The sequence below is a fragment of the Embleya hyalina genome, from assembly GCF_003967355.1.
GTDB lineage: Bacteria > Actinomycetota > Actinomycetes > Streptomycetales > Streptomycetaceae > Embleya > Embleya hyalina.
Window position 1 is genome coordinate 40,767 of record NZ_BIFH01000034.1, and the last position, 26,315, is coordinate 67,081.

The following is a 26,315-nucleotide window of genomic DNA, read 5'->3' on the forward strand; positions in this document are numbered from 1 at the left end:
ACACGGTCGCCGACTGAACCTGTCGATCGGGCGTCGTCCTTTCGGTCGCTGACCGAAAGGCCAGGTCAGAGTGTATGTACGGCCTCGATAGCGACCGAAGCGACTGAAGGTTCCAATTGGTTCAGGCACGCCAGGGTAGCGGAGACCACCTCCAGGAGGCGTCTCGAACCGACGTTCCGCGTGTCAGCGACCGAAGGATTGCCGGTCCAGCGACCGAAGATGTTCGGTCGCTGCCGTCCCCGATTCACGAAAGACCAGGTCAGAGTTCTGCCGGCGACACAACAGCGACCGAAGCGACTGAAGGTCGGACTCTATGACGCACACGCGCGCACGCGAATGTCCTCATAATTGGGAAGTTCGGTCGCTTCGGTCGCTGTTTGACCACGAACAGCGCTCTGACCTGCGTATTTATCGAGCGACCGGGCCAGCGACCGAACGTCTTCGGTCGCTCTGCGGGATACGTGCACGTGTTTCTCACATGCGGAAAACCTGATTCCTATTGAGGATCTCGGTCGCTTCGGTCGCTTCGGTCGCTCAGGGCATGGCGTCACGCCCCTCGCCTCACAGTGGGAGGCCGTGTGCCGTGCAACCGTCACCACGCGTCTCGGATTCGTCCACGTAGGCGAACGCTTTGCGGGCCCCGTCCGGTGGGACGGCACGACGTTGCCAGGGTTCGCGAGATTCACCCATCTTGCGATACCGGGTGGTCGGGCCCCTCTGCCGTTCACGGGTTCGGGTACCAGCCTGGGTAATACGACGTGGGCCAGAGCCAGAGGCGAACCGAGGGCGATCGGCAAGTCGATGGCCAGGTCGGGCTGTTCCCACAGGGCTTCGTAAGCTACGACGGACCCCAGGGAGTGTCGCGATCACCACCCCGCGCGTCCGAGGCCACGACGCTCGGCGACGCGGGTCCGGATGGCCTTCCGCACGACGCCGTCGGGATCCCGCATGTAAGCGCCGACCTCGCGTGCCGAGTGATTCGTCAACCACTGCAACTCGGCTAGGTCCAGGTGCCGTCTGGTGGCCGGCCGGCGGCTTGGCGAACGAACGCGGTGAAGTGCCGTGTCGACACCGCTGCAGGCAAGCCGAGTTCGGTCAGAGCTGCGTGAACGACCTCGATCGTCTCACAGGGATCGAGGCGATCGAGGTCGTCGGATGCTCCCTTGTGACCGGGTCGGTGAAAAAGGGTCGGCGTAGTAGGCCATGCTCAGTGCGGACACGACCATCGGGTCCGTATAGGTCGACAACTCGGCGTGGGTGAGCTTGAGCGGGCGTTCCGCCGCCTGTCCGGGTCTGCAGTTTTCGCCGAGTCGGGCTCGTCACCGGATCATGTCGTGCCCATCCTGGTTCCCCGTGGCGAGTACCCAACGAGCCGTTGCCGGTCGGTCGCGAAGGGACGTCACGGCGACTCGACTTCGCCGGAGGTGGCGTCGTCATTACCGGGGACTCGATCGACCGGGAACGCCGTCGGCGACCACGTCCACGACCTTCGGCAGCCCCGGATCCTTCCGACATCCTGCAGTGAACCGGAGCCCCGGTCCGGTGGATCAATGATGAACGTACCTATAATAGGTACGTTCATCATTGATCCACCGGACGCTCGTGCGGCTCTCAGGAGCCGGTCGAATGGCCTTCGTGGGTGGTCACTTCCTCCCCAGGATGGTGTCGAGGGGCTCCCCGTGACTCGCCCAGCGCCGTAGTTCGTCGCGGGGCATGAGGTGTATGTGTTGGTTTCGGGCGAAGGCGACCGCAGGCCGGGAAAAGGAACCGTTCGTGAGGGCGATCACCGTCTCCGCCCCGTGCACAGGCCGTGCCGTGCCGTTGAGACGCTGCAACTCGGGTGATCCGACGGACGCTTGACGGCGTGTGTGTTTGCACTGGATCACAACGATCCTCCCGTCGGGGTCCGTTGCCACGATGTCGGCTCCGAGGTCGCCCGGTCCTCCCCCGGCACGCTCCACGCGGTAGCCGTCTCGTCGCATGAGGACCGCCGCAAGGTGTTCGAACTCGTGGTGTGACATGCGGTCGATGTCGGCGAGGGCCACGACCTCGCCCTTGTGGACACGGGTCATCCGCAGGTCCTCGGCTAGGGCCAGCTCGTGCATCGCGTCGTGATACTCCGTCCGACGGCGTGCGAGTCGACGCTCCGCTCGTTCGTATGCCTGGTACAGGGCGGGACCCTCTTCGACCACGGCGGTGGCTCCCGATCGAGGTGTTGCCCCGTCGAAAAGGGAGACCGGGTCGACACCGAAGTCCTCGGTGAGTCGACTCCAGACGTGCCTGGCCTCGTCGGTTCTGGTACGGGCCGCCCGGAGTTCGGTCTCCAGGAGACGTGCCCATGCTCGGGACGTCGCACGCCACTGCTGCGTGAAGGACGTACCGTCCCCGTCCGTGCCATCGTGTTCGAGTCGGCGCAGGATTTCGGAGTGCTCGTGGCGCAGGCGTGCGACGTGTTGGTCGAGGTGGCCGTGGATCGCTCGTACGAAGGCGCTCTCGGAGACGAGAAGCCAGGCGGCGATGAGATCGTCGGGTGCGGCCTTGCCTATCCTGTCGCCCATCCAGGTTCGCAGGTCCCGGTTCTCGTATCGGGGCGGAACGACAGCGGCCTTCGAATCGATGATCATTTCGGCAGGTTAGCGGTATGTCGGTTTTCAGCCGACAACCCCTTCGACCCGGTTGCCGGCTTGCGACTACGTAGTTGCCGTCTACGTAGTTGCCATCTACGTAGACGACAACTACGCGAAGGACTTCACCGTCGTCGAGTTGGAACGCCCGGCTGCTGTCGAACCGACATGGCACTCCGGTGTACCCACGAAGGGGCGCTCCGCAGCGCAGTGTCCGTATGCCGCCGCATTGAAACCCGAACCGGGATCCTCCGAAACCATCCATACGCGATGGTGGATCGGGCCTTCTCCCCCGTCGTTCGGCTCATCGCCTTGGGCGCTTCTTGGGGAGCGGACTGCGCGGAGCGCTTGCCAATCCTCCCAACGCAAGCATCCGGCAGGAAAGTTGCCGGAGACGAGCATGGGTCACGGGAGAGGACCGCGTGTACTCGTCGCGGGTGTCAATCACGCCCCCGGCGCATTCCGGACCCGGGTGAGAGGCATGGCACAGCGACTGGTGTCACACCTGGACGTAGTGGAGTCTCGACACGGGTGCGGGAGATCGTCACGAACGGCGGCCCGGTGCCGCGAGGCCGGGTTCGACGAGACGACTCCCCGAACCTCGGTTATCCGTGTCGGCGTCGCGTGAATCGTGCTCCACTTTCGGCGGTTGGGTTCTAACACTCGTCGCAACATTCCTTGATCATTGGGGGTGTGTCGATGGCGAGGCGGGGGCGTAAGCGCAGGCTGGAGATCGAGGCCGAATACTGGCGCCTGTTGGCGGCCGGGGTGGGCACGGTCGAGGCGTGCAAGCGGCTGGGGATCGGGCGGAAGACGGGCTATCGATGGAGGGCGGAGAGCGGCGGCCTGCCACCGGTCGTCCTTCCGGAGGCTTCCCGTTCGCGCCGCTATCTGTCACTGCTGGAACGCAAGAGGATCGCCACTCTGCGCGAACGTGGCCTGGGCGTCCGGGACATAGCCGAGCGACTCGGTCGGGCACCGTCGACGATCAGCCGTGAGCCGCGCCGTAACAGCCTCCCGCACGACCGCGGCGTCTACGACGCCGACCTCGCCCATCACCGCAGTCTCGAACGCGGCGGGCGACCGCGCCGCGTCAAGCTCGCCGCGGACCCCGAGCTGAAGGCCGAGGTCCAGAGGCTCAACCTGGAGTGGAGCCCCGAACAGATCGCCGCCCATCTCCGCGCTCTCTGGCCCGACCATCCCGAACGACATCTGTGCCACGAGAGCATCTACCGGGCCCTCTACCAGGGCGCCCGAGGCGGCCTGAGCAGGACACTCACCAGAAAACTCCGAACCGGACGGCCCCTTCGCAAGAAGCGCCGCCGCTCCGACCAACGGGCCGCCAGGTTCGCGGCGCCGGCCGTCCTCATCGACCGCCGACCACAAGTCGTCGAGCTGCGGTCACGTCTGGGCGATTGGGAGGGCGACCTGATCGTCGGTCCCCGCAGCCAATCAGCGGTGGCCACCCTCGTCGACCGCCGCACCCGCTACCTCCTTCTGGTGGCGCTGCCCGACGGACACTCCGCGGGTCATCTCCGCGACGCCCTCGTCGCCGCACTCGATGCACTCCCGGATCACGCTCGCCGGACCCTCACCTGGGACCAGGGCTCGGAAATGGCCCGCCACCACGAACTCGCGCCCTACTTCACCGATGGTGTCTTCCTCGCCCACCCCGGCAGCCCCTGGCAACGCGGCACCAACGAGAACACGAACGGGCTGATCCGCCAGTACCTGCCCAAGCGCACGAACCTGTCGCTCCACACTCCGGACGATCTCCGCGTGATCGAGGACAGACTCAACAACCGACCCCGCAAGACCCTCGGTTGGCAGACCCCCGCCCTCGCGTTCGCCGCAGCCCTGGCACCATGACGCTGCAACGTTGCGACGCTCACGCGAATCCGCCACAGCTGGACATTCTCCCGAGGGGCCAAAACCCCTTAGTCAGGGTGTCCGTCAAACCGGATCAAGCCCATCCGTGAGTGCGTTGGTCCAGCAGACACCGGTCCGGCCGACCGATAGCCGGTCATGCTTGTGTCGGTGGCCACGGTAGTGGAGCTGATGCGGCGAGCCATGGTTCACATGCTGCCGTGTCCAGCCGGTACGAGATGCCGCCGATGCCGGGTGGGAGCCCTTGGGGAAAGGTTCCAGGGGTTAGACGTGGAAAATCCCCTTCGACGCGGTAGAGGTACTCCTCAACCACTCTGTAGCGAGTACCCAGGGTCCGGCGGTGCGCTGGTGTGTATCCCCGGTTGCCCAGCTTCCGAGCGAAGAGTTCCTGTGTCACTGGATCTTGGCCAAGTGCCGAGGCGACGTGGTCCACCAAGCGCGGCAGGGTGTTTTTGGCCAGCTGGTCGCGCACCAATTGGAGACTGAACAAGTAGAGGTCGCCTGTTTCCGGCGCTGCCAACTGATCGAGGCTCTTGATCGTGTGGGAGGCGCGGATCTCGGAGCGTCGTGCCGTGGTCTTCACCTCGACCGAGACCGAGGGCCATTGAAAGTCGTGCCGAGAGCCGTCAGATCCTGTCCACGCGGCGAGGCTGGTTGGCGTGGGCCGGGCCCAGCGCGCCAGGAACCAAAGCTCTCCGAAGAGGCCGAGTGCCTCGGAGTCCGTCAGTCGCGAGGAGTCGACCTCCCAGAACCACTTCCACCGTTCCAGGACATCCGTGACAACGGAAACCGCTTCGGCGGGGGTCGTCTCCGTGGCGGCGCGAACGATGTCTGCGGCGACGGCTGCGAATGTGGGTAACACACTCGGGTCTACACAGCTGAAGTCCAGGAAGGGCGCGGGCTCCCGATCGGCGACCTGATGCATGGCGACGATCGCTCGCAGCCCCTTCACCTGCAATCTGGGAGCATCGGACCCTGACGGTGTTTCCACGAGCAGGTGACACTGCCCGGACGAGTCGAGCGCTGCCCACAGATGCTCTCGGCCAAGCGGAACGGCGTTCAAGATCCCGACGGCGGACGCGGCAGACAGGTTTTCCCAGATGCGTTCGAGTTCGGCCGCGTTCATGCCCGTTCGCTCCTGGGACCGGACAGATACTGCGCATCGCCGATCGTTCGTGTGTGCGGGAAGCTGATCGAGTAGGCCATGACACAGTCTGGACGTGGGGCATTCGGTTCGAAGAGGGCCCGTCTCAGTTTCGCGTTACTGCCAGGTTGACTGTTCGGGTCGATCGGATAGAGCACGAGAAGACCCTCTTGCGGGGTACGGCTGCAACGGTAGGCGTCAGCAAGCCTGACCCGGGGATCCGATTGGTAGAACCGTTCCGCCTCGGTTTTCTGGGTATCGGTAAGCCCGAAGCTTTCGTCACCCGGTTCGGTCACCACACCCAGTGACTGAGGATCCGTCGACTTGCGGCTACGTGTGATCATTCCGATTTTCGGGTGATCGACGATACCCAGGTCGACGGTGGCGCCGGGGTCGTGAAGGCCGGACACGAGTATGTGCCAGAGGGTGAGTTCGTTGACCCGTACCCGATCACGTATGTAGTCGACGATCGACTCCCGCTCGAAGGATCCCTGGCTGATCGAGCTGAACGCCTCCACGAACTCGAGGACGGGCTGGGCGTCGACCCTGTTCCAGCCGAAGTGGCCCGCGTGCACGTGAACCGGGGCTCCGAGACCCGAGAGCAGTCGGCGGGTCAGCGCCAGGTTCTCCTCGAACGCGGTAGTGGGACTGCCGATCCCGAAGGGGAATCGGAGCGTTTGGAGTTTCCTTCCGTCGAAGGCCTGCTCCACCAAGGCCGCATCGCGCATTTTGTTCCTGGCGGTGGGCTGCATCCTCGCGTGGCTGCGGATGCGAGGCGCAGCCCTCAAGGGGGTGAGACCTCGCCGGACGTAGTCCTCGATCTGACGACGCAGTTCCTCCTCGATCGTGGCGAGGTCGTGGAACCAACCCACAAGCTGCTGGGTGCTGTACAGACGGGTCAGATCCACGTGGTCGCCTCGGTATCCGAACCAACGACCCATCTGCAGGAGAGTGTCGTAGTACGGCGTGCGTCGCACGTAGTAGGAGACGAGCAGGCCTTCGATGGTGACGCCACGCGAGAGTTTGTTGCCGCCGACCAGAACGGCCTTGAGCGTGGGTTCGACATCGAAGTCGATCTCGTTCCCGTGATTGGAGTTGAGGACCCGGACCTCCACGCCGCGTCCCAACAACGGGTCCAGGTACGGCTCGATCGTTTCGAACGACACATCGGCATCGATGTTCATGGACGCCGTCAGCGGCCGAAAGTCCCGGTCCCACCGCTCGCGAAGCTGCGGCTCGAACTCCGTCCGGTCATAGCGCCACGACTGGCGCATGCTACTCAATTCGGCCCCGATTACCTCTGCCAGCCGATCCTGCGCATCCTTCTTCACGTCGACATGCACGAGCATCGTGCAGGGGCGGTCTGTCTCCGCGCGGGCGAGACGCCCCGCAGAGGCGAGCAGATAGTCGCACAGAGCCGCTCTGAGGGACGCCGGCACACGGACCGCAGCGTTCCCACCGGTGGGCACGACCTGGCTCACGTCCGCGTCGGGCACGATGCGGATCACATCGAGCCCGTCGGTTCCCTCCGCGTCCCCCATGAGTTCGTCGCGGCCGAACAGTCGCTCGGTCCCGACGTAGTCGGTCCCAGGAGGGTGCGGCAGCGTGAGGATGAAGTCGCGCGGGAAGAGATCCTCTCCGGCCTCGTGGTCGTTGGCGTCCGGGTTGATCAGGACGTTGGCGAACGGCGTGGCGGTGTAGGCGACGTACGAGCAGCGTGCGAACAGACCCAGCAGGCGTCTGACCCGCAGATTGATCGCGCTCGGGTCGAGTTCATCGGAGGCGGGGCCCTCGGCGTCGAAGTCTGCGGACGTCAGGTCCAGTTCCTCCAGGGCTGGCCCCCGATCACCGCGATTGCCGCCCGTGTTGACCGACGCCTGGTCCGCCTCGTCGTCGATGACGAGTACCGGCACGTGCTCGGGAACCCGGTCGATCCAATCGATCAGCCGATCCAGACGACTCTTGTTCTTTTTCACGACGAGGATGACCTGGCTCTGGCCTTGCAGACAGGCCGTGTTCGTATGGGGCACGAAGTCCCCGTCCAAGCCCTCCCCCGTCATCCAGGTCCACCACTTCTCGGCCACGCCCTGGCCTACACCGGTCGGTGAATCCTCGTGTCCGAGGTCCCGCTGCAGCCGACGCTGCGTCTGCTGGCGTAGGGAGTTGTGCAGCCCCGAGAGCACGATCACGATCTTGTATCCGGCATCCGCAGCCTTGGCGATGAGGGCGGAGAAATTACTCGTCTTGCCGCTCTGCACATGCCCCACGACCAAGCCGCGGACGTCAAACGGTTCCCGATGCTGCGGGTCCTCCAAGTGGGCGAGGACCCGATCGCTGGACAGGTCGATGTTGTCGACCTCGGCGTCCTTGCGCTTCAGCTCGAACTTGAGGAAGGAGCGTTGACGTGTCCAGTAGTAACCCTGTGACGTGTCGTGCGTTTCGAACCACGACCTTGGGCCTGCGGCGCTGAGTTCGGTGGGTTCCAGCACCTGGATCACCACGGAACTCTGCGCCTTCCACGCCTCCCGGACCGCATCGTGATCCTCGTCCGGGATCAGGCCCGGAACTTTCACCAACGCCTGATCGACGGTCAGTCCGTCTCGTTCCATGAGCGCTCGCAGCACTTGCATATGGCGCTCTACGCCTTCACCACCCGAGGTCACGGGCCACCTCCGGTGACGAGTCGCGCAGCGCTGCCACGATCCGATGAAGTGCCACGTCTTCGCCGACACTGGCCGCAGCCGCCTCGAGCGCGACCCGGGCCCGTCCGCCCGAATCCGGCATTGGAGAGGCCGGGACGAAGGTCCTGATCGGGGCAAAAGCGGCGCGTGGTGCCTGGGGCCGCCCTGTGGTCGACGAGGAGGGGGACGGGGGCGGGCGCAGCGCATCCGCCTGTGGTCGCTCGGGCGATCTCGTGGCCACCGCTGCGGGTGCGGCGCTGCGGGTGGGCCTGGGCTTCGACTGGCCGTCGCGATAGGTCCGTTCCGCAGCTCGGATCCACTGCGGCACAAGAGGCGTCAGCCGTTCGCGCAGCTCCGAGGGAAGACGCACGGTCGCCTTGGCGACGTTCAGACCGAAAGCGTGATCAAGCTGCGGAAAGAACTCGATTGCCACACGGGCGAGCTTGGTGTGCTCGTCGACCGCCCGCATCTTGTTCCATCCACCGGATTGAATGAGCCTGTGACCCCTGTAGATGTAGAACCCCTGCTGGCGGTTCCACTTCTTGATCCCGTTGGCGCGCCGCCACGCCTCCTTCGAGGAGAAGTGGCTCTGCCTGGGCAGGATGAACGGCCGGACGCGAACGATGGCCGCTCCCTCCGTCGAGCCCACTGTCAAATGCTCTTCGGGGAAGGGATAGGTCTCGGCCTCATCGCGGCAGAAGGGATCCCACGCGTCGACGACAGAACCGTTGATCGTGATCCGCAGCGGTGCACGCTTCGGTATCTCGCCCGCGATGAACTTGTGGAAAACCATGCCGAGGTGGGCGTCGACCTCCTCCGCCACTTTCGCCAGGTTGTTCCTGGCCCAACCACCGAACGGATCCTCGTAACGCAGCACGCGATCGAGCCTGCGCCAGAGCACGACGGTCCCGGTCCGTGAGCGCAACTGTGCCAGTACCGCCTCGGGAAGATCTCCTTCGGCGAGTTCGAAGATCTGCCATTTGTCGGTGGTCTCGATGTGATCCAGATCGAGGCGGCGACCGATGACGCGAACGTGGCGCTTCGCTTTGGTGGCGACGGTCACCTCACGGCAGTGTGACGTCGACGCCGTCTTGAGCCCGAACCCGAAGCGCCCCAAATCGTCGTTGCCGTAGGTACCGTTGCTGCCGTAGCGCAGGGCCTCGGTCAGTTGACGCGCATCCATGCCGTGACCGTTGTCAGCGACGCTGATCCACGATGCAGACCCGTCGAACTTGAAAGTCACTGCCACTTCGGTGGCCCCGGCGGACACGGAGTTGTCCACCAGATCCGCCACCGATTGCTGCACGGTGTACCCGAGGTTGCGCATGGACGCCGTGGTCCTTGCCGCTCCCGGGGGCACATCGATGGTTCGCATGGCTCCCAAGTGCGATCGCCTCCCGCGCCGTGGTGTTGAGATGTGCCCGACGTGCCGCCGCCACCGGATCGGCGGATTCTGGGCGACCGCTCGGAGTGTCACGGCATGCCACCGGACGCTCTGGGCATCGTGTGCGCACAAGCGGATGATCAGCCTAACCGTTGGACGAGGGTTCCGTGCACTCGAGGCACGAAGTATGGCCTCAATAGGCCAAGTTCACGACGTGACGGACGAAGCAAGCGCGATCGTGCGCATGCCTCGAACCTCAGTTTTCACGGCACGGTTCGATCGGGATGGCCGCTAGCTAGGCCCCGGATACACGCACGCCCGAGCTGGCGGGCCGTTGCCGTTCGTCGTGTCGGGTTGGCCAAATGCGTCACGCGTCAGATCGTCACCCGAAAGGTCCGGGCCGCAATCCCCGTCCGGACTCACCCGATTGCGCTCCCGATCGGGCAGGATGTCCGACATAGCGTCGTGTTGCTGAGAGAACTGCAGATCGCCGGGGCTGCCCCTTGCACCTAACCCGACATGTGGCCTGTGACAGGCGCGAGGAAGACCGGTCGATTCGTCGTCAGCGCACGATCGCTACGCGTTGCGGTGGACAACCGTGCAGGCATGAGTTGCGCGAGACCAACCCGAGTCGGAGCAACTGCGTCGCGTTGCGAAGTCCGCGCGATGCCGCCCGCGCACAGTCCCTGGGTCGGGTCAGGCGGCCCGTATCGAAGCGATCCGTCATCGCGCCCGACGGATCAGGGTCGACCTCGGCCTGCGATCCGATGAGGTGCCTGTGGGACCCTGGAGCTCGTTGTCGACGCCTCGGAGGCCAACGCCCATGACCCTGAACAGACTTGCGAATATCGCTCCGTCCGCCGCCCGGCTCACGAAGTCGTTGCGGGACATCGGCTACGACTTTCCGGCCGCAGTCGCCGACCTCGTGGACAACAGCGTGTGCGCCGGGGCCGAGCGGGTCGAAGTCGTCGTCGCGTTCGACGGTGCGGAGTCCTATGTCATGATCGCCGACGACGGGAGCGGCATGAGCGAACCCCAGCTCACCGAGGCCATGCGATTCGGCAGCCGTCGGGACTACGAGCCCGGAGACCTCGGGCGTTACGGTCTCGGATTGAAGACCGCCTCCCTTTCGCAGTGTCGTGCGATCACGGTGGCGACGCGGACCTCACCCAGGACACCCCGTCTGCACGTACGAACCCTCGACCTCGATCTGATCGCCGAGACCGACGAATGGCTGGTCCTCAATCCGCGACGGGAAGGTCTTCCTCCGCGCGCCCTCCGGCTGCTCACGGAGGGCACAGGCACAGCCGTGATATGGCAGAAACTCGACCGCGTGCTACCGGAGCGGCGTCCGGAAGGCGGGTGGGCGCGACGCAGGCTGGAGGGCATGGCAACGCGAACGATGGAGCATCTCGGCATGGTGTTCCACCGGTTCCTCACCGGAACTGCGGGACGTCGCTTGGTCATCTCGGTCAACGGAAACAGGGTCGAGCCGTGGGACCCATTCGCCCCCGACGAGGCGGGTCGGGTCGAACTCCCCGAGCAGAGGTTCGAGGTCACCGTCGGGGAAGCCCACGGTGCGGTGCGCATGAGGCGCTACGTCCTCCCGCCCAAGAGTGCGTTCAGTTCGTTGGAGCAGTTCGATCGCCTGTCCGGACCGTTGAAGTGGAACCGCCAGCAGGGTTTGTACATCTACCGGGCCAACCGACTCGTCCAATGGGGCGGTTGGAGTGGCATCCGCAGCATCGACGAGCACACGAAACTGGCCCGTGCATCCATGGACTTCGACACCGACCTCGACGGCGTGTTCAACATCGACGTCGCCAAGGTACGCGTGACCGTTCCCACCCAAATCCGTCAGATGCTCGAGCGACCCATCAACGAGTTGTGCAGCCGGGCTGACGAGACGTATCGCAGGGCCTCTCGGTCATCGACTCACTATCGGAGCTCGGACGCCGCCTCCGAGGCTCCGTGGTCCGGGCCGGTAGACCCGCCGGTCGCGGCGGACGCGGGACTGGCGCTGCGGGCCGCAGCCATGCATGCGGGCGAGTACCCGGCGTTTCGACGAATCGCGGAGACCCTGCGGGAGAGGTCTCCGGAGGCCGCCCGGGCACTGGGATTCAGCAACTGAAGAGTTCATCTTGGTGGGCGCACCGTGAAGGCGGTGGCGTTCGACGATCGAGGAAGGGTCACACCCGGCGGCGTGCCGGTCGTTCGTCGTCCCGACGGGCCCACTCCTGATCGTCGTCGGCGGGCTTCGTGAAAGCGCGAGAAGGCTTCGACGGCGACTCCGAGACAACCAGCCTCGCCTTTCGCGGTCGCCGTCCTCGATCGTGCGGGCAACAGTCGGCCGCGGTTCGCCGCTGCCGAGGTTCCGCTGTAACGCCCCGTCGCCCGACATCTCAAGGCCTCACACTCCGACGACAGCACCGCCGTCCCCAGCGGCGCGACCGGGTTCACGATGCCTTCCCGTCCGGGCGTTCGCGCCCCGGGCGGACATCTCCGGAAGTTCCGCGCGCACGTCGTGGGATACGCTCCAGTCCAACCCGAGGACGTCCTCCCAGCATTCGATCTTCTTGGCCCATTCCCCCGAGTGATTCCCGGTGCGAGGGCGGGTGATGACGCCCAGGACGAGCGGACTGAGCTCCGTCAAGGCCGTCTGGACGGCGGCGCTGACCCGTTGCTCACGCCATATTTGGTCCAGGTCCAGGCGTCGATTCACGGCATGACTGAGGCGGGCGACCGTATAGGTGGTGACCGCAGCCTTGAAACTACCCGCGTGGGCGAGGCGGGCACTGCGGTCGGCCGCCTTGAAGAGGATGGCCAAGGCGACGAGCCTTTTGCAGTAGCGGACATCCACGTCGGGCTTGCTCGCGGTGATCACGCTCATGAACTGCTGGAAGTTCTTCTGGTTGCCGCGACTGACCCAGTACGGCTGCTGATTCCACGACTGGACGTACTTGGCCAGGTCCTGCTTGGTGAACTTCTGAGTGGAGGGATGCAGCGCCTTGAACCGTCGGCGCTCGGCGACGCTGCCCGCCCGGGTCTCGGCGTCGACGTACTGTCCACGTGCCCGCTCGTAGAACCACTTGGTGTCCTGCCCGCTGCCGTCCAAGGGGCGTGCCCATAGACTCCTGGTGACCCGCTCCACTTGAACGTGGTACGCGTCGTTGGAGCTGAAATCGACCACGCTGACCTTGTTCTGCGTGTTGGAGTACTTGGAGATCTCCGGGACGATCTCGTGGAGTCGATCGGGGGAGACCACGGTGAGTTTCATCTGGACGAAGACGCCGTCGAGGTCGACCCTGTCGCGTTCGCGCACGTAGTGGAGCGACGCGGTCGTCTGTCCACCGTTGACGATCTGCATGTCGTGGATGCGTTGGATGGCGCGGTCGTCCCCGGGGACGAAATCGACCTGGGACGCGGTGGCCGTGATGCCGTTGTTGTAGGCGAGGAATCGCTCCGGCGCGTTGAGGATCGTCTCCCGCAACCCCTTGTTCACGGCTCCCCGACCCTGCAGGAACGAGCGGACGTTGAGCTCAAGCAGCCGAGGGCCGTGGTCCCTGTACAGATCCGCCAGCACATGCCCGGGAACGACGGCCAGGATGACGTCGTAGTCGCCGTCTGTGCGCGGAGCGGGCAGACAATCGACGGGGGGATCGAACTCGGCGACTACGGGTGCGCTCAGACTGCCCGAGGTGGCCATCCGGTGGAATCGGGTGACGTCCCAGATCTCCTGTCTGACCGGCAGACCATCGAGATCGGGAGCAGCCGACGCCGGGGTGGAGGCCACCGCGTTCGTGAGGAGGAAAAACCGGAACCCGGACACCTCGGGGAGTGCCTTCTCCACCGCGACGCACATGTCATGGACGCCCGATGCCCCGTCCACCGTGTGCCGAAGGCCCGACTTCACCTTGTGGACGAAGGTGCCCACGCGGCGAAACAGGTGGTCGGCCTGCGTCTTCGTGAGCTTTTCCTCGGCCGGGGACTGGCGGAAGTCGCTGACGAAAAGGTCGAGTGTGTTCGTCACATCGTTGCGCGCGTAGCCGCTGACCTCGAGGCCCCACGCGCGGTAGCAGCCGACGAAAAAGTTCTCGATCTCCCCAGCCTGTTCGAGTTCGTCAAGGATCCGCTCGGTGAACACCTCCAGAGCATCCCCGTCCCCCACTTCGGTCGTTGCCAAGATGTCGGCCACGAGACCCCGGTTGTACGCGGAGCGGTCCAGGTCAGCCATCGGTCCCCCTGAGTGCTGCGGCCGGTGCCTACGGTGCGACCTGATGGTCCTCCAGCCGACGGTGTTGACACCGTACTGTCAATTGCTCACGCTCGGACGCGGAGATCCTCCGGAACCGGCCGAATCGTTGGTCACTCGTTCGTCGACAACCACACGATGGTCACGGCCGACGGGACGGCCCCGTCCATGTGTGTTGGGGGTTCACCGGGACCCGGTACCTCTCGTCCCTCCCGAGCGAAGTCGACACGGACACACCGCCGACGTGTGCTGGGCCGCGTCCTCTTCAAGCATAGGGAGATACCCAGGTCAAGAGGGGTATCGACGACGCGGAGTCCACAGATGGGGACATACCGCGATCATCCGCCCTGACCCTCCGCGTGGATTTTCCACGGTCGCCCCCGACGCCGCCTAGGAGCGGTCATCGACAATCGCACGGGGACGGTAACCTGCCTGGGTGTCGGATCGGGAGGTGTCATGACGGAGGCTGCGGAATCACCGCGCCGCCCCTATGGAGTGAAGCTCGTACGCGGGCCGTTCATCCGCCTGGAGCCGCACCCCGAACACTGCGAGGACGCCCTGTCGTTCCTCGCCTATGCCGCCCGACTACGCGCCGACGGGGCGTTGTTGGCCGCAGATCTCTTCTCCGGCGCAGGTGGCATGAGCTTCGGCTTGGAAGCCGCCGGCTTCAAGGTCGTTCTCGGGGCCGACCACGACCGCGAGGCGGTTGAGACCCACCGACACCACTTCGGCGGTCTCACCCTGGACGGCGACCTCGGCGATCCCGATCTCGTCGCGCACGTCGCCGGATTGATCCGCGACGCGGGCGTCACCCTCCTTGCCGGCGGGCCGCCCTGCCAACCCTTCTCCAAAGCCGGTCGCTACAAGATCCGACACCGGGTCCGCACCGGACTGCGTGACCCGTACGACGAACGCCGGGACCTGTGGCGCTCCTACCTTGAGGTGATCCGGCTCGCGCGACCCGCCGCCGTCGTCATGGAGAACGTCCCCGACATGGCGCTGGACCGTGAGATGTTCATCCTGCGCACCATGGTCCACGAGCTGGAGTCGCTCGGCTACGCGGTCGAGGAACGTGCCGTGGACACGTGGCGCTACGGCGTCCCCCAATTCCGGCAGCGCCTGATCCTGGTCGCCCTGCGCGACGGCCACGCCTTTGCCTGGCCTGCGGAAACCCCGGACAAGGTCACGGTGTGGAACGCCATCGGGGACCTTCCCGAAGTGAAGGGCGGCTGGCGCCCCGCGGGCGGGGCGGACGGTTGGTCCGACTACGATTCGCCGGTCACCGGCTTCCAGAAGCGGATGCGCGACCAGATACCCGACGCCGACGCACACAAGGTGTTCGATCACGTCACACGCCCTGTCCGCCCCGACGACGAGGTCGCGTTCGAGTCGATGACCTCCGGCACCCGATACTCGGATCTGCCCCAGGGCATGAAGCGTTACCGCGACGACATCTTCCAGGACAAGTACAAGCGCTTGGACGAGGACGGACTGTCCCGGACGATCACCGCACACATCGCCAAGGACGGCTACTGGTACATCCACCCTCGTCAGAACCGCACCCTGACGGTACGTGAGGCCGCGCGCCTGCAGACGTTCCCCGATCGGTTCCGCTTCGCCGGCCCGCCGTCCGCCGCATTCCGCCAGATCGGCAACGCGGTACCGCCACTGCTGGGCGAGCACTTGGGCACCGCGGTGATCGCGGCGCTCCACGAGCCGCGGCCGGCCGGACCGAACACCCAGCGCATGGCGGCGTCGCTCGCCGACTGGTTCTCCGGTCTCGCCCACCGGAACGTGCCCTGGTTGACCGCCAGCACGCGCTGGCAGGTGGTTTCCGCCGAGATCATGCTGGACCGGATGGCACCACAGCAGGCGCGTCACCTGTGGCCGCTGCTCCGACGGTGGGAGTTCCCCGTCGACACGCTCACCGCCGAGGACGAGATCCGCGAAATCGCCACGTGGATAGGGCGCGAACCACGCGGTGAGCAGCTCGTCGCCGTGGCCACCGAGCTGGTCGGTGCCCCGGACATGCTTCAGGACGACGAGCGGTTGTCGAATGTGGCCGGGATCAGCCAGAGCGTGGCCGATCTGGCCATCCTGGTTGTACCGGCGACGCTCGGAGCCGTGGTTCCCGAGGACGATCCCGACGAACGGATCGGTGACGATGCGGCGGACAGGGAGGCGGACGACGCCGTGTCCGAGGAACCCGTGTTGGCGGGTCGCGGGGTCCTGCGTGTCGCGGCCCGCGTCACCGGGGAGGACGTCGACCGCCGCAACCGACTCACCGACGGTCGCCTGGCGGTCGCGCGCCTGATCGGTTACGGGGACGAGGCCCGCAACGCGCACTTGGGGCTGGTCGAGCTCGCGGCGAGTTTGTGCCGACCGACGGATCCTCTGTGCAGTGCCTGCCCGCTGGAGACGATGTGCGCCGGAGCATCTGCGGATTCCCAGGATCAGCTCCTGCTCTACTGAAAAGGCCCGGAGCAAGGTGTTCGGCCTCGTCACGCCTTGCGGACCCCTTCTCCACGTCGGTGGTCCGCAGGAAAGGACGGTGTACTCGACGCACGCGACGTAACCGCAGGAGGTGTTCCGCCCGGAAGGGGCATCCACGGGCAGCGTTCACGGGCCCTGCGCCACACGAGTGCCGGATGAACCGAGAGCCGACTGCCCCACGCGTCCCGACGCTTGCATTGCACACATCCTGCGGGCAACGAGACCCATCGGGGAACTATCCGGGATATGTGCTCGCGAACAGACGAGCTCGTAGCGAATATCGGCGACGCGCCGCTCGCCTGCGTGAACGTGTCGTGCTCACGACTCAGCCGTCTGCCCCCCGTTGTTGCGCGGGAATAATGCGCGCGAGACTGTCGCGCTCCGTGGGAGACAGACCCCTCAACAACGGGATGGCGTAGCGCAGCATCTCCAAGAGATAGAACTTGGCTCCTGTTCTGCCTGACGCGGTGAGGTTCTCCAGGTCGCATTTCAGGTGTCGGGTTCCGCCTGCCAAGGGAGTGGTGGCCGAGATCACCACCGAGTGCCGACCGAGGACGCTGGAGAGCTGCCCCAGCACCTCGTCGGCCCACATCCTGGTCCCGGTCGGCGACCGGTAGTCGATACGCCGTCCGTTATCGGATTCGATCGTCACCTCGTCGACGTCGACATCGGCCGCTTGGGCACGGTCCATCAACAGACCGAGCCGTAGAGGCGATGACTCGCCATCCTCGTAGAAGGCGGTTGAGGAGACCGGCCCCGGTGAGAACAGAGAGACGTAGTCGCGACTCTTGAAGGCGAGTACACCGGAGGAGACAAACCAGCGTACGGAGTGGGCCGCGACTTCAGCGTTGCCGATTTGTGAGACTCGGCAACTCTTGGCCCTCAGGTGATCGAGATTGGATTCGACCAGATATTGCAGGCTGTTCGACTCGCTGGACACCTCGAGTTCGCAGAGTTGTTCCAGGGAGATGCCTTTGCCGATTCTCCGCCAGAATTCCGTGTCGTCGGAGATGGAGATGTCCAGGAGCAGCCTGAGACCCGCGGAGTCGAGGTGTGCCGTGATTCCGGTGGCTCCGGGGAAGGTGGAGGCGGGCGCCCCCGATCCCAACCAAACGGCATGTAACAGACGGGTCAGAACGGCGGCACGCGCGGGGTCGAGAAGTGCTTCCGCGGCCATCACCGCCCTCCGCGTTTCCTCGGTTTCGGATACCTGGGCGGCCGTGAACCCGGCGTCGATCACGGCGCTCACCGAGCGGGCCCGTTGTTCGCTGAGTAGCCCACGTCCGCCTTGGAGGACGGCGTGGGAGAGCAACCCCGCGATGGTTCTCTCCCCATGCGTTGTGGCGAACTCGGTGATCGTCGATGGTGTGGCGACCAGAGTGCGGGCATTGGTCGACTCGAGCTCCAGGGAGCCGTCGTCATGCTCGCGCAGTGAAACCAGGGGCATAATGATCGGGCTGGTCTCGGAGACGACGGCGAGGTCTTCACGGATATAGTCCGGATTGTCGCTCGTGCGCAAATAGATGTGTCGGAAAGAATTGTCGTTTTTCCAGTGGAGCACAAGATCCGGCGCGTAGGTGTGATTGAAGTATTCCGTCGACTCGACGCGGACGTCCGCGTCGGAGGCTTCCAGGCGCGCGATGACCGCGTTCTTGATCGATGCGACATTGAGAAAAGGATCACCGTCGGTCAGATCCGAGAGAACGTTCGAGAAATCGTCCATCAAAGTTCACCCCTCTCTAACTGTTGAGCGAAGACCAGTGCGCGGTTTCTGGGGCTGATGACCAGACGCTCTTGTTTGTCGGAGAGAACGATCACCCACATTCGGTCGGCGACGTCCCGAGCAAGATCGCGATCGATCATGGCGTCGGCCTCGGCTCTGTCGGTGGTGCCGAAGACCCGGTCGATGTTGCGTTCCAGGAGCAGACCTTTTATGACGCTTTCCGGGGTGCAGAGATCCGTCCACGTGCTCGACCTGAATGGATGCCACGTGATCCACATGAAGTGGTCGGCCAGTCGATGGTTGTCCCTTCTGGTCAGGTAGCACTTTGCCACCCAGTCGTCGAAATGGACGCCTTGATCGGACGCGCCGGCATATTTCTTGCACTCGGCCACGAAGAATTGCCCATGGAACTCGTCGCCACTCAGAATTCCCCCCACATCGAAGGAGAACGGCCTTTTCTCGCCGTGTGGCCACGTGAACTCGAGGCGGGCCGCGTGCACCGCGTCCTCGTTCGTCCACGAGGCGCTCACTCTCGTGGTCGCGTCGAGCCAGAGTTTGGCGCGTCGTGTCCCATCGGCACCCTTTTGGTGCATGGCCTCACCTGACATGCGGGGATCCTAGCCGCACCCGCAGGGGGCGAGAAACGGATGCCTCGATTCTTCCGTGGGAATTCTCGAACGTCGACGGCCGCGGTATGAATGAGAACACCTTAATCGGAGGGATGGACTCCGCATATTGGGTGGTGAAATCCCGAGACGCCCCTTTTCGAGCCCGACGGCACAATTCGGTTGGCTCGCCGGTCCCTCACTCGAACCCCCGGCGGGATTCCCCGAGCGGGCGGGGGCCGGCACCCGGTCGTGCTTCGGCCACGCGGACCCCGCGATGACAGACGGACTCGCGTTCGAGCACCCCTGCGCCACAATCGCCTCCGGCGTTGGCCTCCAACATGGTGGTTCGGTCGGGTCACCGAAGCCGCAGTCGAGAACATGTGCCGATGATGACGGGACGATCCCGCGCGACGGCCCGCAAAGGCGGCGGTCGTGAGTCCGGCGATCCCGCACGGCGTCGTCGCCGGAGTACGTGGCGTCGTCGTACTCTTCCAGGTCGACACAGTCGATCACCCTGCCGATTTCGATACGTTCGCGTAGCTCCATGTCTCCCCCATCGCTCGAACTCGCTTTGGCGGTCCAGTCGTTGAGCAGCGTACGGCGCAGTGCCCACATCGCGTGACGAACCCGTCACCATCGAACGAATCGAAGCGACGGATCCCCGAAGCGGCCCGAGATATGGGGCCGAGTCATCCGCACAACCACTAGGCCGATCGACCGGCCGCGAGCCTCGCATGCGCACAGACGTTCGCGGTGCTGGCCTATATGACCCGGGGATCTACCAGCAGGTAACACCATCTCTGTTTGGTTGCGCCTTGTCCTTCACGGACCATCTTGCGAGGTTGACCCTTGGTGACCTGACTCGCGTCGGCGCCGCGAGCACGCTAGCTCGAAAGTGCTGTGGCTTCCCTGTCACTCGATGGGCGTTCGGATCAGATCGGGTCGGACGCTGATCTCCCGGGGTCAAAGCGGTCCTTTGTGGGGGGGTTGCGGGATGTCGGGATGTTCGTCTCGGACGCAGAGTGCTCGGTGATAGCGCAGGTGTTCGAGGTTCACGCCGTGGCCCGGTCTGAACGTCAGATGGGCTTCGGTTTCCCCAGTGTCGGTGGCGACGACGTCGCCTTGGTCGGTGACGTGTATCGCGAGGGCATCGAACTCGACGTGGTGGGTGGCGCACATCACCAGGAGGTTGTCCATCGAGTCCGGACCGCCCTCCTGCAGCGCACGCACGTGTGCCCCTTCGCTCCTGCTCCTCCCGTCGATGGCGCGCATGGTCGCGTCGCAGACCTGACACCTGTTGTCGTAGAGGTCCTTGAGGTAGCGAACGAATGCCGGGTCGCGCTTGAACCGGGTCGTTTTCGTGCTTGTTTTGCCGGGCGGTACGCCCTCGTCCGTCGCCCCGGTTCCCGGGACGGGAACCTTGGTGGTCGACGGGTCGGTTGCGTCGTTGGGGGCGATCCTCGTTCGCGCAAGCAGCGCGTTTTGGTCGGCGTGAGAGAAATACCGGGTCAGCAGGTACCCAACCGCAGCGGCGCGGACGTCGGGCGCTCCCAAGTCTGCGGCGGCCTCGGCGGTAAAGCCCACCAGCGGATTGACGGCGTCGAGCCTGGCAACACTGGGCACCCGGTCGTCCGCGGTCGTGAGACCGTCGACCTCCCAGATCCCGTCCGTGCGCAGATACCAGACCGGGTTCTCCGGTGTGACCCCGGACTTCTCGTGGCCGAACTTGTCCAGCAGAGGGCTGACTTCGTCTCGGAATTGCACCCATCGCACTTGGTGGTGCTCCTCGCAGGCGATGCGGCCGAGCGCCCACATGAGCGTGATCGGCTTGTGGAGACTCACGGGCATGTCCGCGGCCCGGTGCAGGCGCATGTTCCGCAGCCGCAGAAGCGTTGTGTTCGCCGGGACCGAAGCCGCCGACTTGCCGAGGAACTTCGCCTCGGGAGCCGAACTAAGGGCGCCTTCACCGATTGTCATGGGCAGAGGCTATGAGGTGGGGCAGACACCGCCGACGACCCGCCCGCCACCCGCCGGACCAAGCGCTCCCCCCCGACCGTACGGGTCTCCCCACGCTTGCGATGCCGACGTCGAGACGAACCGTGATCGTGACGGAGAGCCGGAGCCATCCCAGCGCTCAGCAGGACGCGCCAATGCCCATACCCTGAAATACGAAGGAGCCCTACCGCGTGGTTTGGCCCCAGTTCGAGATCAAGGCTTGTCCGACTCTGGGATGAGCGAGGTAATTCTTGGCGAAGTGGAAGTCGAATATGCCGATCTCGGTGTGGTCGTCCACGTCCACGTTCGCGAACGCGCGACCGATCCCCCGGGGCGGGATCGCGACGATGTCGCCGGGGTCCGCGAGGTTGACCCATCGGGAGACTCCGGGAGGCCGTGCGCCCATGCCGTCGATCGGCGGCGGGCACAGTCGGGGGAGCACGACGCCGGGCAGTGCCAAGGGCGAGCCGAGTGTGATGAGCAGGTCGATCGGCAGGTCGGGTCGTTCCCACAGGGCCTCGTAGGCGACGATCGATCCCAGGGAGTGCGCGATCACCACCCGTGCCCCCGAGGACGCGACCGCGTCGGTCACGCGTGCGCGGGCGGCTTTGCGGGCCGGGCTGTCGGGGTCGCGGAGATAGGCGCCGACCTCGCGGGCGATCCGGTTCGTGAACCAGGCCACCGAGGCCTCGGGCAGCCCGCGACTTTGGGCGAGCCAGGTGGCGGCTTGGCGAACGCGGATGAAGGAGCGTCCCATCGGCACGGCTTCGGGTAGGCCGAGTTCGGTCAACCAGGCGAGGGCGATTTCTTGCTCGAGCGGGTCGAGGTCCTCGAGGTCCTCGGACGCACCCTGTCGGTCGGATCTGCGCAGTAGGTCGGCGTAGTACGCCACCGTCACCGTCGGCGTCGGGCCCGCGTGCCCGGCGCCCTCGAGGGATCGGGCGAGGGCGGGGGTCCACACACGATTCGCGAGGTTCGCCGCCGCCTCCTCGGGGGTCAGGCGACGTTTGAAGTTCCAGATCCCGTGTACGCCCACGATCGCGTTCATTACGGCCTCTCGTTGGGTTCCAGGACGACGACGTCGTGGCCGCCTCCGATGACGAGGGACCCGTCGGACGCGGCCCGAACCGCGTAGGCGGGGTGGAACACGGCGTAGTGGTCGACGCCGTTCTCGAGCGGGTCCCATACCAGGAGGCGGTGGTCCAGGCCGCCGGCAGCGATCACGGCCCGCTCTCCGATCCGCAGGACGGCGAGGTCCAGGGCCGCGTCATCGATCGCGGCGACTTCCCGGCCGTTCGTCAAGTCGCTTGCCCGCAGGCCACGATCGCCGCCGGTTACGAGTGTGGCGTGTCCGTCGAGCATCGCGATGGTCACCGCACGTGTGGTGTCGGTGTCGGGATCCGAATCGACCGGGGTGTCTGTGAGCATTCCCGTGCGCGCGTTCCAGGTGCGTACGGTGTCGTCGGAGCCCGCGCTGAGCACGAGGGGTCCCGTCTCGGTCTCCGCGACGGACAGGGAACGCACCCGGCTCTGCTCGTCGTGACTCATGACCGGGTGCGACAGTTGCTCTCCCGCGACGGGGTCCCACAGGCGGACGGTGCCGTCCGCGCCACCGGTGACGATCACGTCGCGCTCGTCCACGCGTGCGTGCGCCACTGCGGTGACGGCACCGACGTGACCGGTCATCGGCGCCCCTGCGGCGGTGCCGGAGTCGGCGTCCCACAGGCGGACGGTGCCGTCGGCGCCTCCGGTGATCACCACGTCCCGTCCGGCCAGGCGTGCGCACGCCACCGCGAGTACCGATCCCGTGTGCCCCTGCAGGCGTTGGCCGCGCTGTTTCCCGGTCTCCAGGTCGCGGACGAGGACGTCGCCGGTCGCGTCGCCGGCCACTATGATCCCGTCTTCGCGGATCCAACCGCAGTCGAGGGCGAGTACCCAGCCGGGTGGGGCGGCCGTCGGTTCCATCGGTCCCAGGACGGCCCACCGGGGCCGCCACGACTGCCCGTGCGCGAAGGCGTCGACGAGTTCCCGGGAGGCGTTCGCCGCGGCCAGGACCGCCAGGAGTTGGCGACGCCCGATCGGTTCGACCCGGGCCAGCGACTCGTAGCGACTTGAGTACAACCGAACGGCGAGGCGGGCCTCGGGGCCTCGGGCGTGCCGGAACCCCTCCTTGAGCACCGCCGGATCCGCGTGGACGAGGAACTCGGGATCGACGAGGAGTTCGTCCGCGCGATCCGCTGCCGCCGCGTGGTCCAGGACGTGGCGCAGAATGTAACGCGGGCTGATCTCCCACAGTCGACGCTTTCCGTCGTGGAAGGTGTGCGTCGCGAGAAGGTGGTCCAGGACGGTCCCGAAATCCGGGTTCCGGGGTGTGTCGACGAGCGCCGCCGGTGCGGCGGATTTCGTATCGCGGGGCGCGAGGTAGTCGATGAGCCCTTGGTGGAACAACCGGTACCGCAGGATGCCCTCGCGGTCCGGGGCGGATCGAAGGTAGAAGAAGACGTCGTCGAGCAATGCCCGGACCGCCTTCGGATCCCGGTCGGTATCCGGATCGCGGGCGAGGTGGTCGGCGAGCGGCACGGCCACTTCCAGGGGCATGCCCTCGCCCTGTGCGTGCGCGAACGCCACCAGGAGCGATCGCATCCGCGGGCCGCGATCGTGGATGGCCAGCTCCATCTCCAGCACGGCCGGCAGGTCCACCGGCGCGGTCCCACCCAGTTGTTCCGCCTCTTCCGGGGTGGTCGGGGCCGGGGCGGATGCCAGGTACCGAGTGAAGACGTCCGCCACCAGGAACGCCCCCCACTCGGGACGATCCCCCCGGGCCGGGGGTACGACAGGCCTGCGGGGCACCAGGGTCTCGGCAACGGCACGCGCCAGGGTCCGACGGATCGACGCCGTCCCCGGCTTCGCGTACGGCTCCTCCACGCGCAACCGGCTGCCGATGTGCTCGGCCAGGTCGCTCCGGACCTCCGCCGGATCGGCTGAGTCAAGGTCGATCAGGCCTCCCTGGGCGGCGGCCAGATCCTTCAGGACCGTGAAATCCCCCCACGGTCGCATGCCGATCAACAGCCGGCACACCGGCCGGCCATCGGCACGGAAGGCCCCTGCCAGCGTCGCCAACTCGTCCCGCAGTTCTTTCCACCTCGGGGATTCGTCCAGGGCGTCGACGATCAGGACACACGTGTCATCACCCGCCGACAGCGCCTTGATCAGTGTCCCGGAGTCGACGTGCCTCCTCCCGAGGATGTCGAGGAGGTCGAGTTGACGGGCGATGGCGGTCAGGACCTCCCCGGCCGGGCGCCCGCGTGCGTGTACCGCGGCCAAGCGTGGATTGACCTCGGGTCGGCAGCCGTCCTCCAGCCGCCGGACGACCTCGGGCACGGCGTTGGACAGTTCCGCGTGCGCCGCGCACGCCAACGCCCCCAGGAGCGCGGACTTCCCCACGCCGGGGCTTCCCGTGACCACTCGCAGGTTCCCCGACCCGCCGGACCGGTCGTCCAACCACGGCGCCAGCAGACGCAGTTGGGATTTTCGGCCGGTGAAGTGATCGCCCGCCTTGTCCGTGAAGTGCCGGGCGTCACGACGTTCGAGAAAGCCTCGGGCACCCGCGTCCACGGTCCGCAGGCTCGCCGCTCCCTCGTCGAAACGCACGTTGGGGAAGAACGGCAGTTCGGGTTCGTCCAGCGTCATGTCCATCGCGGTGGCGTGCACCAACTGACCGAACTTCGAACGCTGCCGCACCCGGTTGGCGATCCTGCGGGCCACCGCCGAGAACGCCACGAACCGCCGGGCGGGGTCGGTGTCGAGACCGGTCTCCGCGACCTCCTGCAGGACCTCGGCGAGCGCGTAGCTGAAATCGCCGGCGAAGGCGTCCTGCTGAGGGGCCGACGCGGCGATCACCCACGCCTTGCTCCCGGCCCCCGGACGATGCGTGGCCGCCGGCAACGTGGCCGCGCGCCCGGACCGACACAAATCGAACAGGAACAGCGTGGGTCTGTCGTGGTCCAAGGCCCCCTCGACCCAGTTCCCGGCGTTGGTGGTCGCCCCGTGCTTCCCGCACGAGGGCACCACCGCCACCCGGTAGGGGTTCGTTTCCGGGGAATCCACCCCGTGGGACACCACGTAGACGATCCTCGCGTCACCGAGGGCGTCCTGGACCCGCCCCCGCAACTCGGCGGCGTCCGGATCCATGACCGAGTCCGCCTCGAACGCCATGGCCTCCAGGGCCGACCGCACACGCGGGACGACATCGTCCACGAACTCGAGGTCCGCGAAGGACGAGTCGTCCATTTCCGCCTCGTCGCCGTCGTCGGGCGGGCCGTGGAAACGACCGACCCCCACCAGCAACGCCCACTCCCGGGCCGACACGCAACCGTTCCCCGTCCACGCTCGAATTCCGACACGACCCGCCCGGCTCCGCCGGCGACGTCGACCGCGTTGCGGTCGACGTCCCATGCCTAGGTCTCGAACAACCTCAACGGGGCCGTGTCCCGGAACACCCTCGCGTGATGCCACGCGAGGTACCCGGCGGTCGCCAGCGACCGGTACGCGATCTCGCAACCCGTCAGGGCGAGGCGCTCGACGTGGACCCGGAGCGCGGGCACCTCCAGCGCCTGCGGACTCGTCACCACGATCCCGCCGCCGTCGACCGCGACGTAGCCGAGCCTGAACAGGCTCTCGCACCCCAGAGTGCACAGCGCGATCACGTTCGCCGGGTCGCCGCGCTCCTGCGGCGAACACCCACGCGTCTTGATCGCCGCAACGACCAGGAACCCGTCGGGGACCTCACCGCGGCACAACGCACAGGTCCCGGTCGTGATCCGACCCGCCGACGGCGCGGGGACGTCCGCCCCGGCACCCGGCACGGCTGCGGACACGACCCGGGCCGGCGACGGAGCGACATCCGGTCCCGACGCCGCCGGGAGGGCCGCCGACAGGGATGACCCCGGTCTCGCCTCCCGCAGGGCACGCATCGTCGCTCCCTGATCCTCGACGAGGAGCGTCAGGTTCTGGACGTTCCGTGTGTCCTTCCAACCGAGGGCCGCACGCACCTCGTCCATGAGGATGTCGTGCTCGCGGACGTCGTCGAGGGCATACATCCACTCCCACGTCTGTCCCAGCTGGTCCCGCCCCCACAGACGCTCGGCGAACGGGGTGCTGTGCCACACGGCAGACACGATCCCGCTGAGGTACGCCACCTTGTCACCGGTGAAGAACGCCAGATCGCCCTTCGCGATACGCCTCGCCTTGGAGACGTTCACACCCCTCTGACCCGGCGTCACCCCCCACACACAGGCCTCCCCGTCGGGAAACGACACCGAGAGCTCCCGGAACGCCTTCCCCGGTATGACCCTCTCGTGGTCGAGGAAGGAAACACGCCGGGCGATGGTGGCGTCGTAGTGCCGCCTCACCGACTTCTGCGACAACGCCGCCGGTTGGAAGAAGACGTGCAACGGACCCCCCGGGCGTGAAGATCGCCACTCTAGCGCGGCCGCACGAAGCAACGTCGCTTCCCTGCCGGCAA

At 66.2% G+C, this 26,315-nt stretch carries 14 protein-coding genes; 3 read left to right on the plus strand and 11 right to left on the minus strand.

The features are described 5' to 3' along the window. Window positions 1–1,643 precede the first annotated feature (1,643 nt). Entirely contained in the window at window positions 1,644–2,624 is a 981-nt protein-coding gene (locus EMA17_RS54625) for a restriction endonuclease (protein WP_246127131.1), read from the minus strand. Window positions 2,625–3,323: 699 nt separating this feature from the next. Between EMA17_RS54625 and EMA17_RS36270 the strand changes: the two genes are divergently transcribed. Beyond that, complete coding sequence (locus EMA17_RS36270) at window positions 3,324–4,493, plus strand: IS30 family transposase (RefSeq protein ID WP_218043183.1); 1,170 nt, start codon at window positions 3,324–3,326, stop codon at window positions 4,491–4,493. Between the two features lie 154 nt (window positions 4,494–4,647). On the opposite strand, the gene EMA17_RS36275 is transcribed toward EMA17_RS36270, so the two are convergent. Genes EMA17_RS36275 through EMA17_RS36285 form a run of 3 tightly spaced genes read right to left on the minus strand, consistent with a single transcriptional unit; the run spans window position 4,648 to window position 9,663 of the window. After that, complete coding sequence (locus EMA17_RS36275; protein ID WP_126641441.1) at window positions 4,648–5,637, minus strand: PD-(D/E)XK motif protein; 990 nt, start codon at window positions 5,635–5,637, stop codon at window positions 4,648–4,650. Then, window positions 5,634–8,318, minus strand: coding sequence for a Z1 domain-containing protein (locus EMA17_RS36280; protein ID WP_160161691.1), 2,685 nt, complete (start codon window positions 8,316–8,318; stop codon window positions 5,634–5,636). The genes EMA17_RS36275 and EMA17_RS36280 overlap by 4 nt, the downstream gene beginning before the upstream one ends. Further along, window positions 8,302–9,663: an ATP-binding protein gene (locus tag EMA17_RS36285; RefSeq protein ID WP_160161692.1), complete on the minus strand. Its 1,362-nt coding sequence runs from the start codon at window positions 9,661–9,663 to the stop codon at window positions 8,302–8,304. The genes EMA17_RS36280 and EMA17_RS36285 overlap by 17 nt, the downstream gene beginning before the upstream one ends. 880 nt (window positions 9,664–10,543) lie before the next feature. Between EMA17_RS36285 and EMA17_RS36290 the strand changes: the two genes are divergently transcribed. Further along, window positions 10,544–11,851 carry an ATP-binding protein gene (locus tag EMA17_RS36290; protein WP_126641444.1) on the plus strand — a complete coding sequence of 436 codons (1,308 nt, stop codon included), beginning with the start codon at window positions 10,544–10,546 and terminating at the stop codon, window positions 11,849–11,851. Window positions 11,852–12,130: 279 nt separating this feature from the next. Here the strand turns inward: EMA17_RS36290 and EMA17_RS36295 are convergent, their stop codons facing one another. Beyond that, the gene (locus EMA17_RS36295; RefSeq protein ID WP_126641445.1) at window positions 12,131–13,954 is read right to left on the minus strand and encodes an AIPR family protein; all 1,824 of its coding nucleotides are present in this window, start codon (window positions 13,952–13,954) and stop codon (window positions 12,131–12,133) included. Window positions 13,955–14,428: 474 nt separating this feature from the next. On the opposite strand from EMA17_RS36295, the gene EMA17_RS36300 reads away from it, so the two are divergent. Continuing rightward, entirely contained in the window at window positions 14,429–16,444 is a 2,016-nt protein-coding gene (locus EMA17_RS36300) for a DNA cytosine methyltransferase (RefSeq protein WP_126641446.1), read from the plus strand. Window positions 16,445–16,790: 346 nt separating this feature from the next. Here EMA17_RS36300 and EMA17_RS36305 read toward each other — a convergent pair whose 3' ends face one another. The 6 genes from EMA17_RS36305 to EMA17_RS36330 form a co-directional block, all read right to left on the minus strand. Beyond that, the gene (locus tag EMA17_RS36305; protein WP_126641447.1) at window positions 16,791–18,188 is read right to left on the minus strand and encodes a hypothetical protein; all 1,398 of its coding nucleotides are present in this window, start codon (window positions 18,186–18,188) and stop codon (window positions 16,791–16,793) included. Continuing rightward, window positions 18,188–18,796, minus strand: a complete 609-nt coding sequence (locus EMA17_RS36310) for a hypothetical protein (RefSeq protein WP_126641448.1) — start codon at window positions 18,794–18,796, stop codon at window positions 18,188–18,190. Before EMA17_RS36310 ends, EMA17_RS36305 begins: the two co-directional genes overlap by 1 nt. 963 nt (window positions 18,797–19,759) lie before the next feature. Then, the gene (locus EMA17_RS36315; RefSeq protein ID WP_126641449.1) at window positions 19,760–20,773 is read right to left on the minus strand and encodes a phosphorothioated DNA-binding restriction endonuclease family protein; all 1,014 of its coding nucleotides are present in this window, start codon (window positions 20,771–20,773) and stop codon (window positions 19,760–19,762) included. Between the two features lie 202 nt (window positions 20,774–20,975). Beyond that, complete coding sequence (locus EMA17_RS36320; RefSeq protein ID WP_126641450.1) at window positions 20,976–21,839, minus strand: hypothetical protein; 864 nt, start codon at window positions 21,837–21,839, stop codon at window positions 20,976–20,978. Next, entirely contained in the window at window positions 21,839–25,159 is a 3,321-nt protein-coding gene (locus EMA17_RS36325) for an AAA family ATPase (RefSeq protein ID WP_126641451.1), read from the minus strand. The genes EMA17_RS36320 and EMA17_RS36325 overlap by 1 nt, the downstream gene beginning before the upstream one ends. Window positions 25,160–25,248: 89 nt before the next feature. Continuing rightward, a complete protein-coding gene (locus EMA17_RS36330; protein ID WP_126641452.1) occupies window positions 25,249–26,244 on the minus strand; it encodes a hypothetical protein in 996 nt (331 codons plus the stop codon). Window positions 26,245–26,315: the final 71 nt, after the last annotated feature.

What these genes read in the sequence shown, in the direction of transcription:
- EMA17_RS54625 (WP_246127131.1), bottom strand. Translation starts at nt 2,624, where the DNA reads ATGATCATCGATTCGAAGGCCGCTGTCGTTCCGCCCCGATACGAGAAC.
- EMA17_RS36270 (WP_218043183.1), top strand. Translation starts at nt 3,324, where the DNA reads ATGGCGAGGCGGGGGCGTAAGCGCAGGCTGGAGATCGAGGCCGAATAC.
- EMA17_RS36275 (WP_126641441.1), bottom strand. Translation starts at nt 5,637, where the DNA reads ATGAACGCGGCCGAACTCGAACGCATCTGGGAAAACCTGTCTGCCGCG.
- EMA17_RS36285 (WP_160161692.1), bottom strand. Translation starts at nt 9,663, where the DNA reads ATGCGCAACCTCGGGTACACCGTGCAGCAATCGGTGGCGGATCTGGTG.
- EMA17_RS36290 (WP_126641444.1), top strand. Translation starts at nt 10,544, where the DNA reads ATGACCCTGAACAGACTTGCGAATATCGCTCCGTCCGCCGCCCGGCTC.
- EMA17_RS36295 (WP_126641445.1), bottom strand. Translation starts at nt 13,954, where the DNA reads ATGGCTGACCTGGACCGCTCCGCGTACAACCGGGGTCTCGTGGCCGAC.
- EMA17_RS36300 (WP_126641446.1), top strand. Translation starts at nt 14,429, where the DNA reads ATGACGGAGGCTGCGGAATCACCGCGCCGCCCCTATGGAGTGAAGCTC.
- EMA17_RS36305 (WP_126641447.1), bottom strand. Translation starts at nt 18,188, where the DNA reads ATGGACGATTTCTCGAACGTTCTCTCGGATCTGACCGACGGTGATCCT.
- EMA17_RS36310 (WP_126641448.1), bottom strand. Translation starts at nt 18,796, where the DNA reads ATGTCAGGTGAGGCCATGCACCAAAAGGGTGCCGATGGGACACGACGC.
- EMA17_RS36315 (WP_126641449.1), bottom strand. Translation starts at nt 20,773, where the DNA reads ATGACAATCGGTGAAGGCGCCCTTAGTTCGGCTCCCGAGGCGAAGTTC.
- EMA17_RS36320 (WP_126641450.1), bottom strand. Translation starts at nt 21,839, where the DNA reads ATGAACGCGATCGTGGGCGTACACGGGATCTGGAACTTCAAACGTCGC.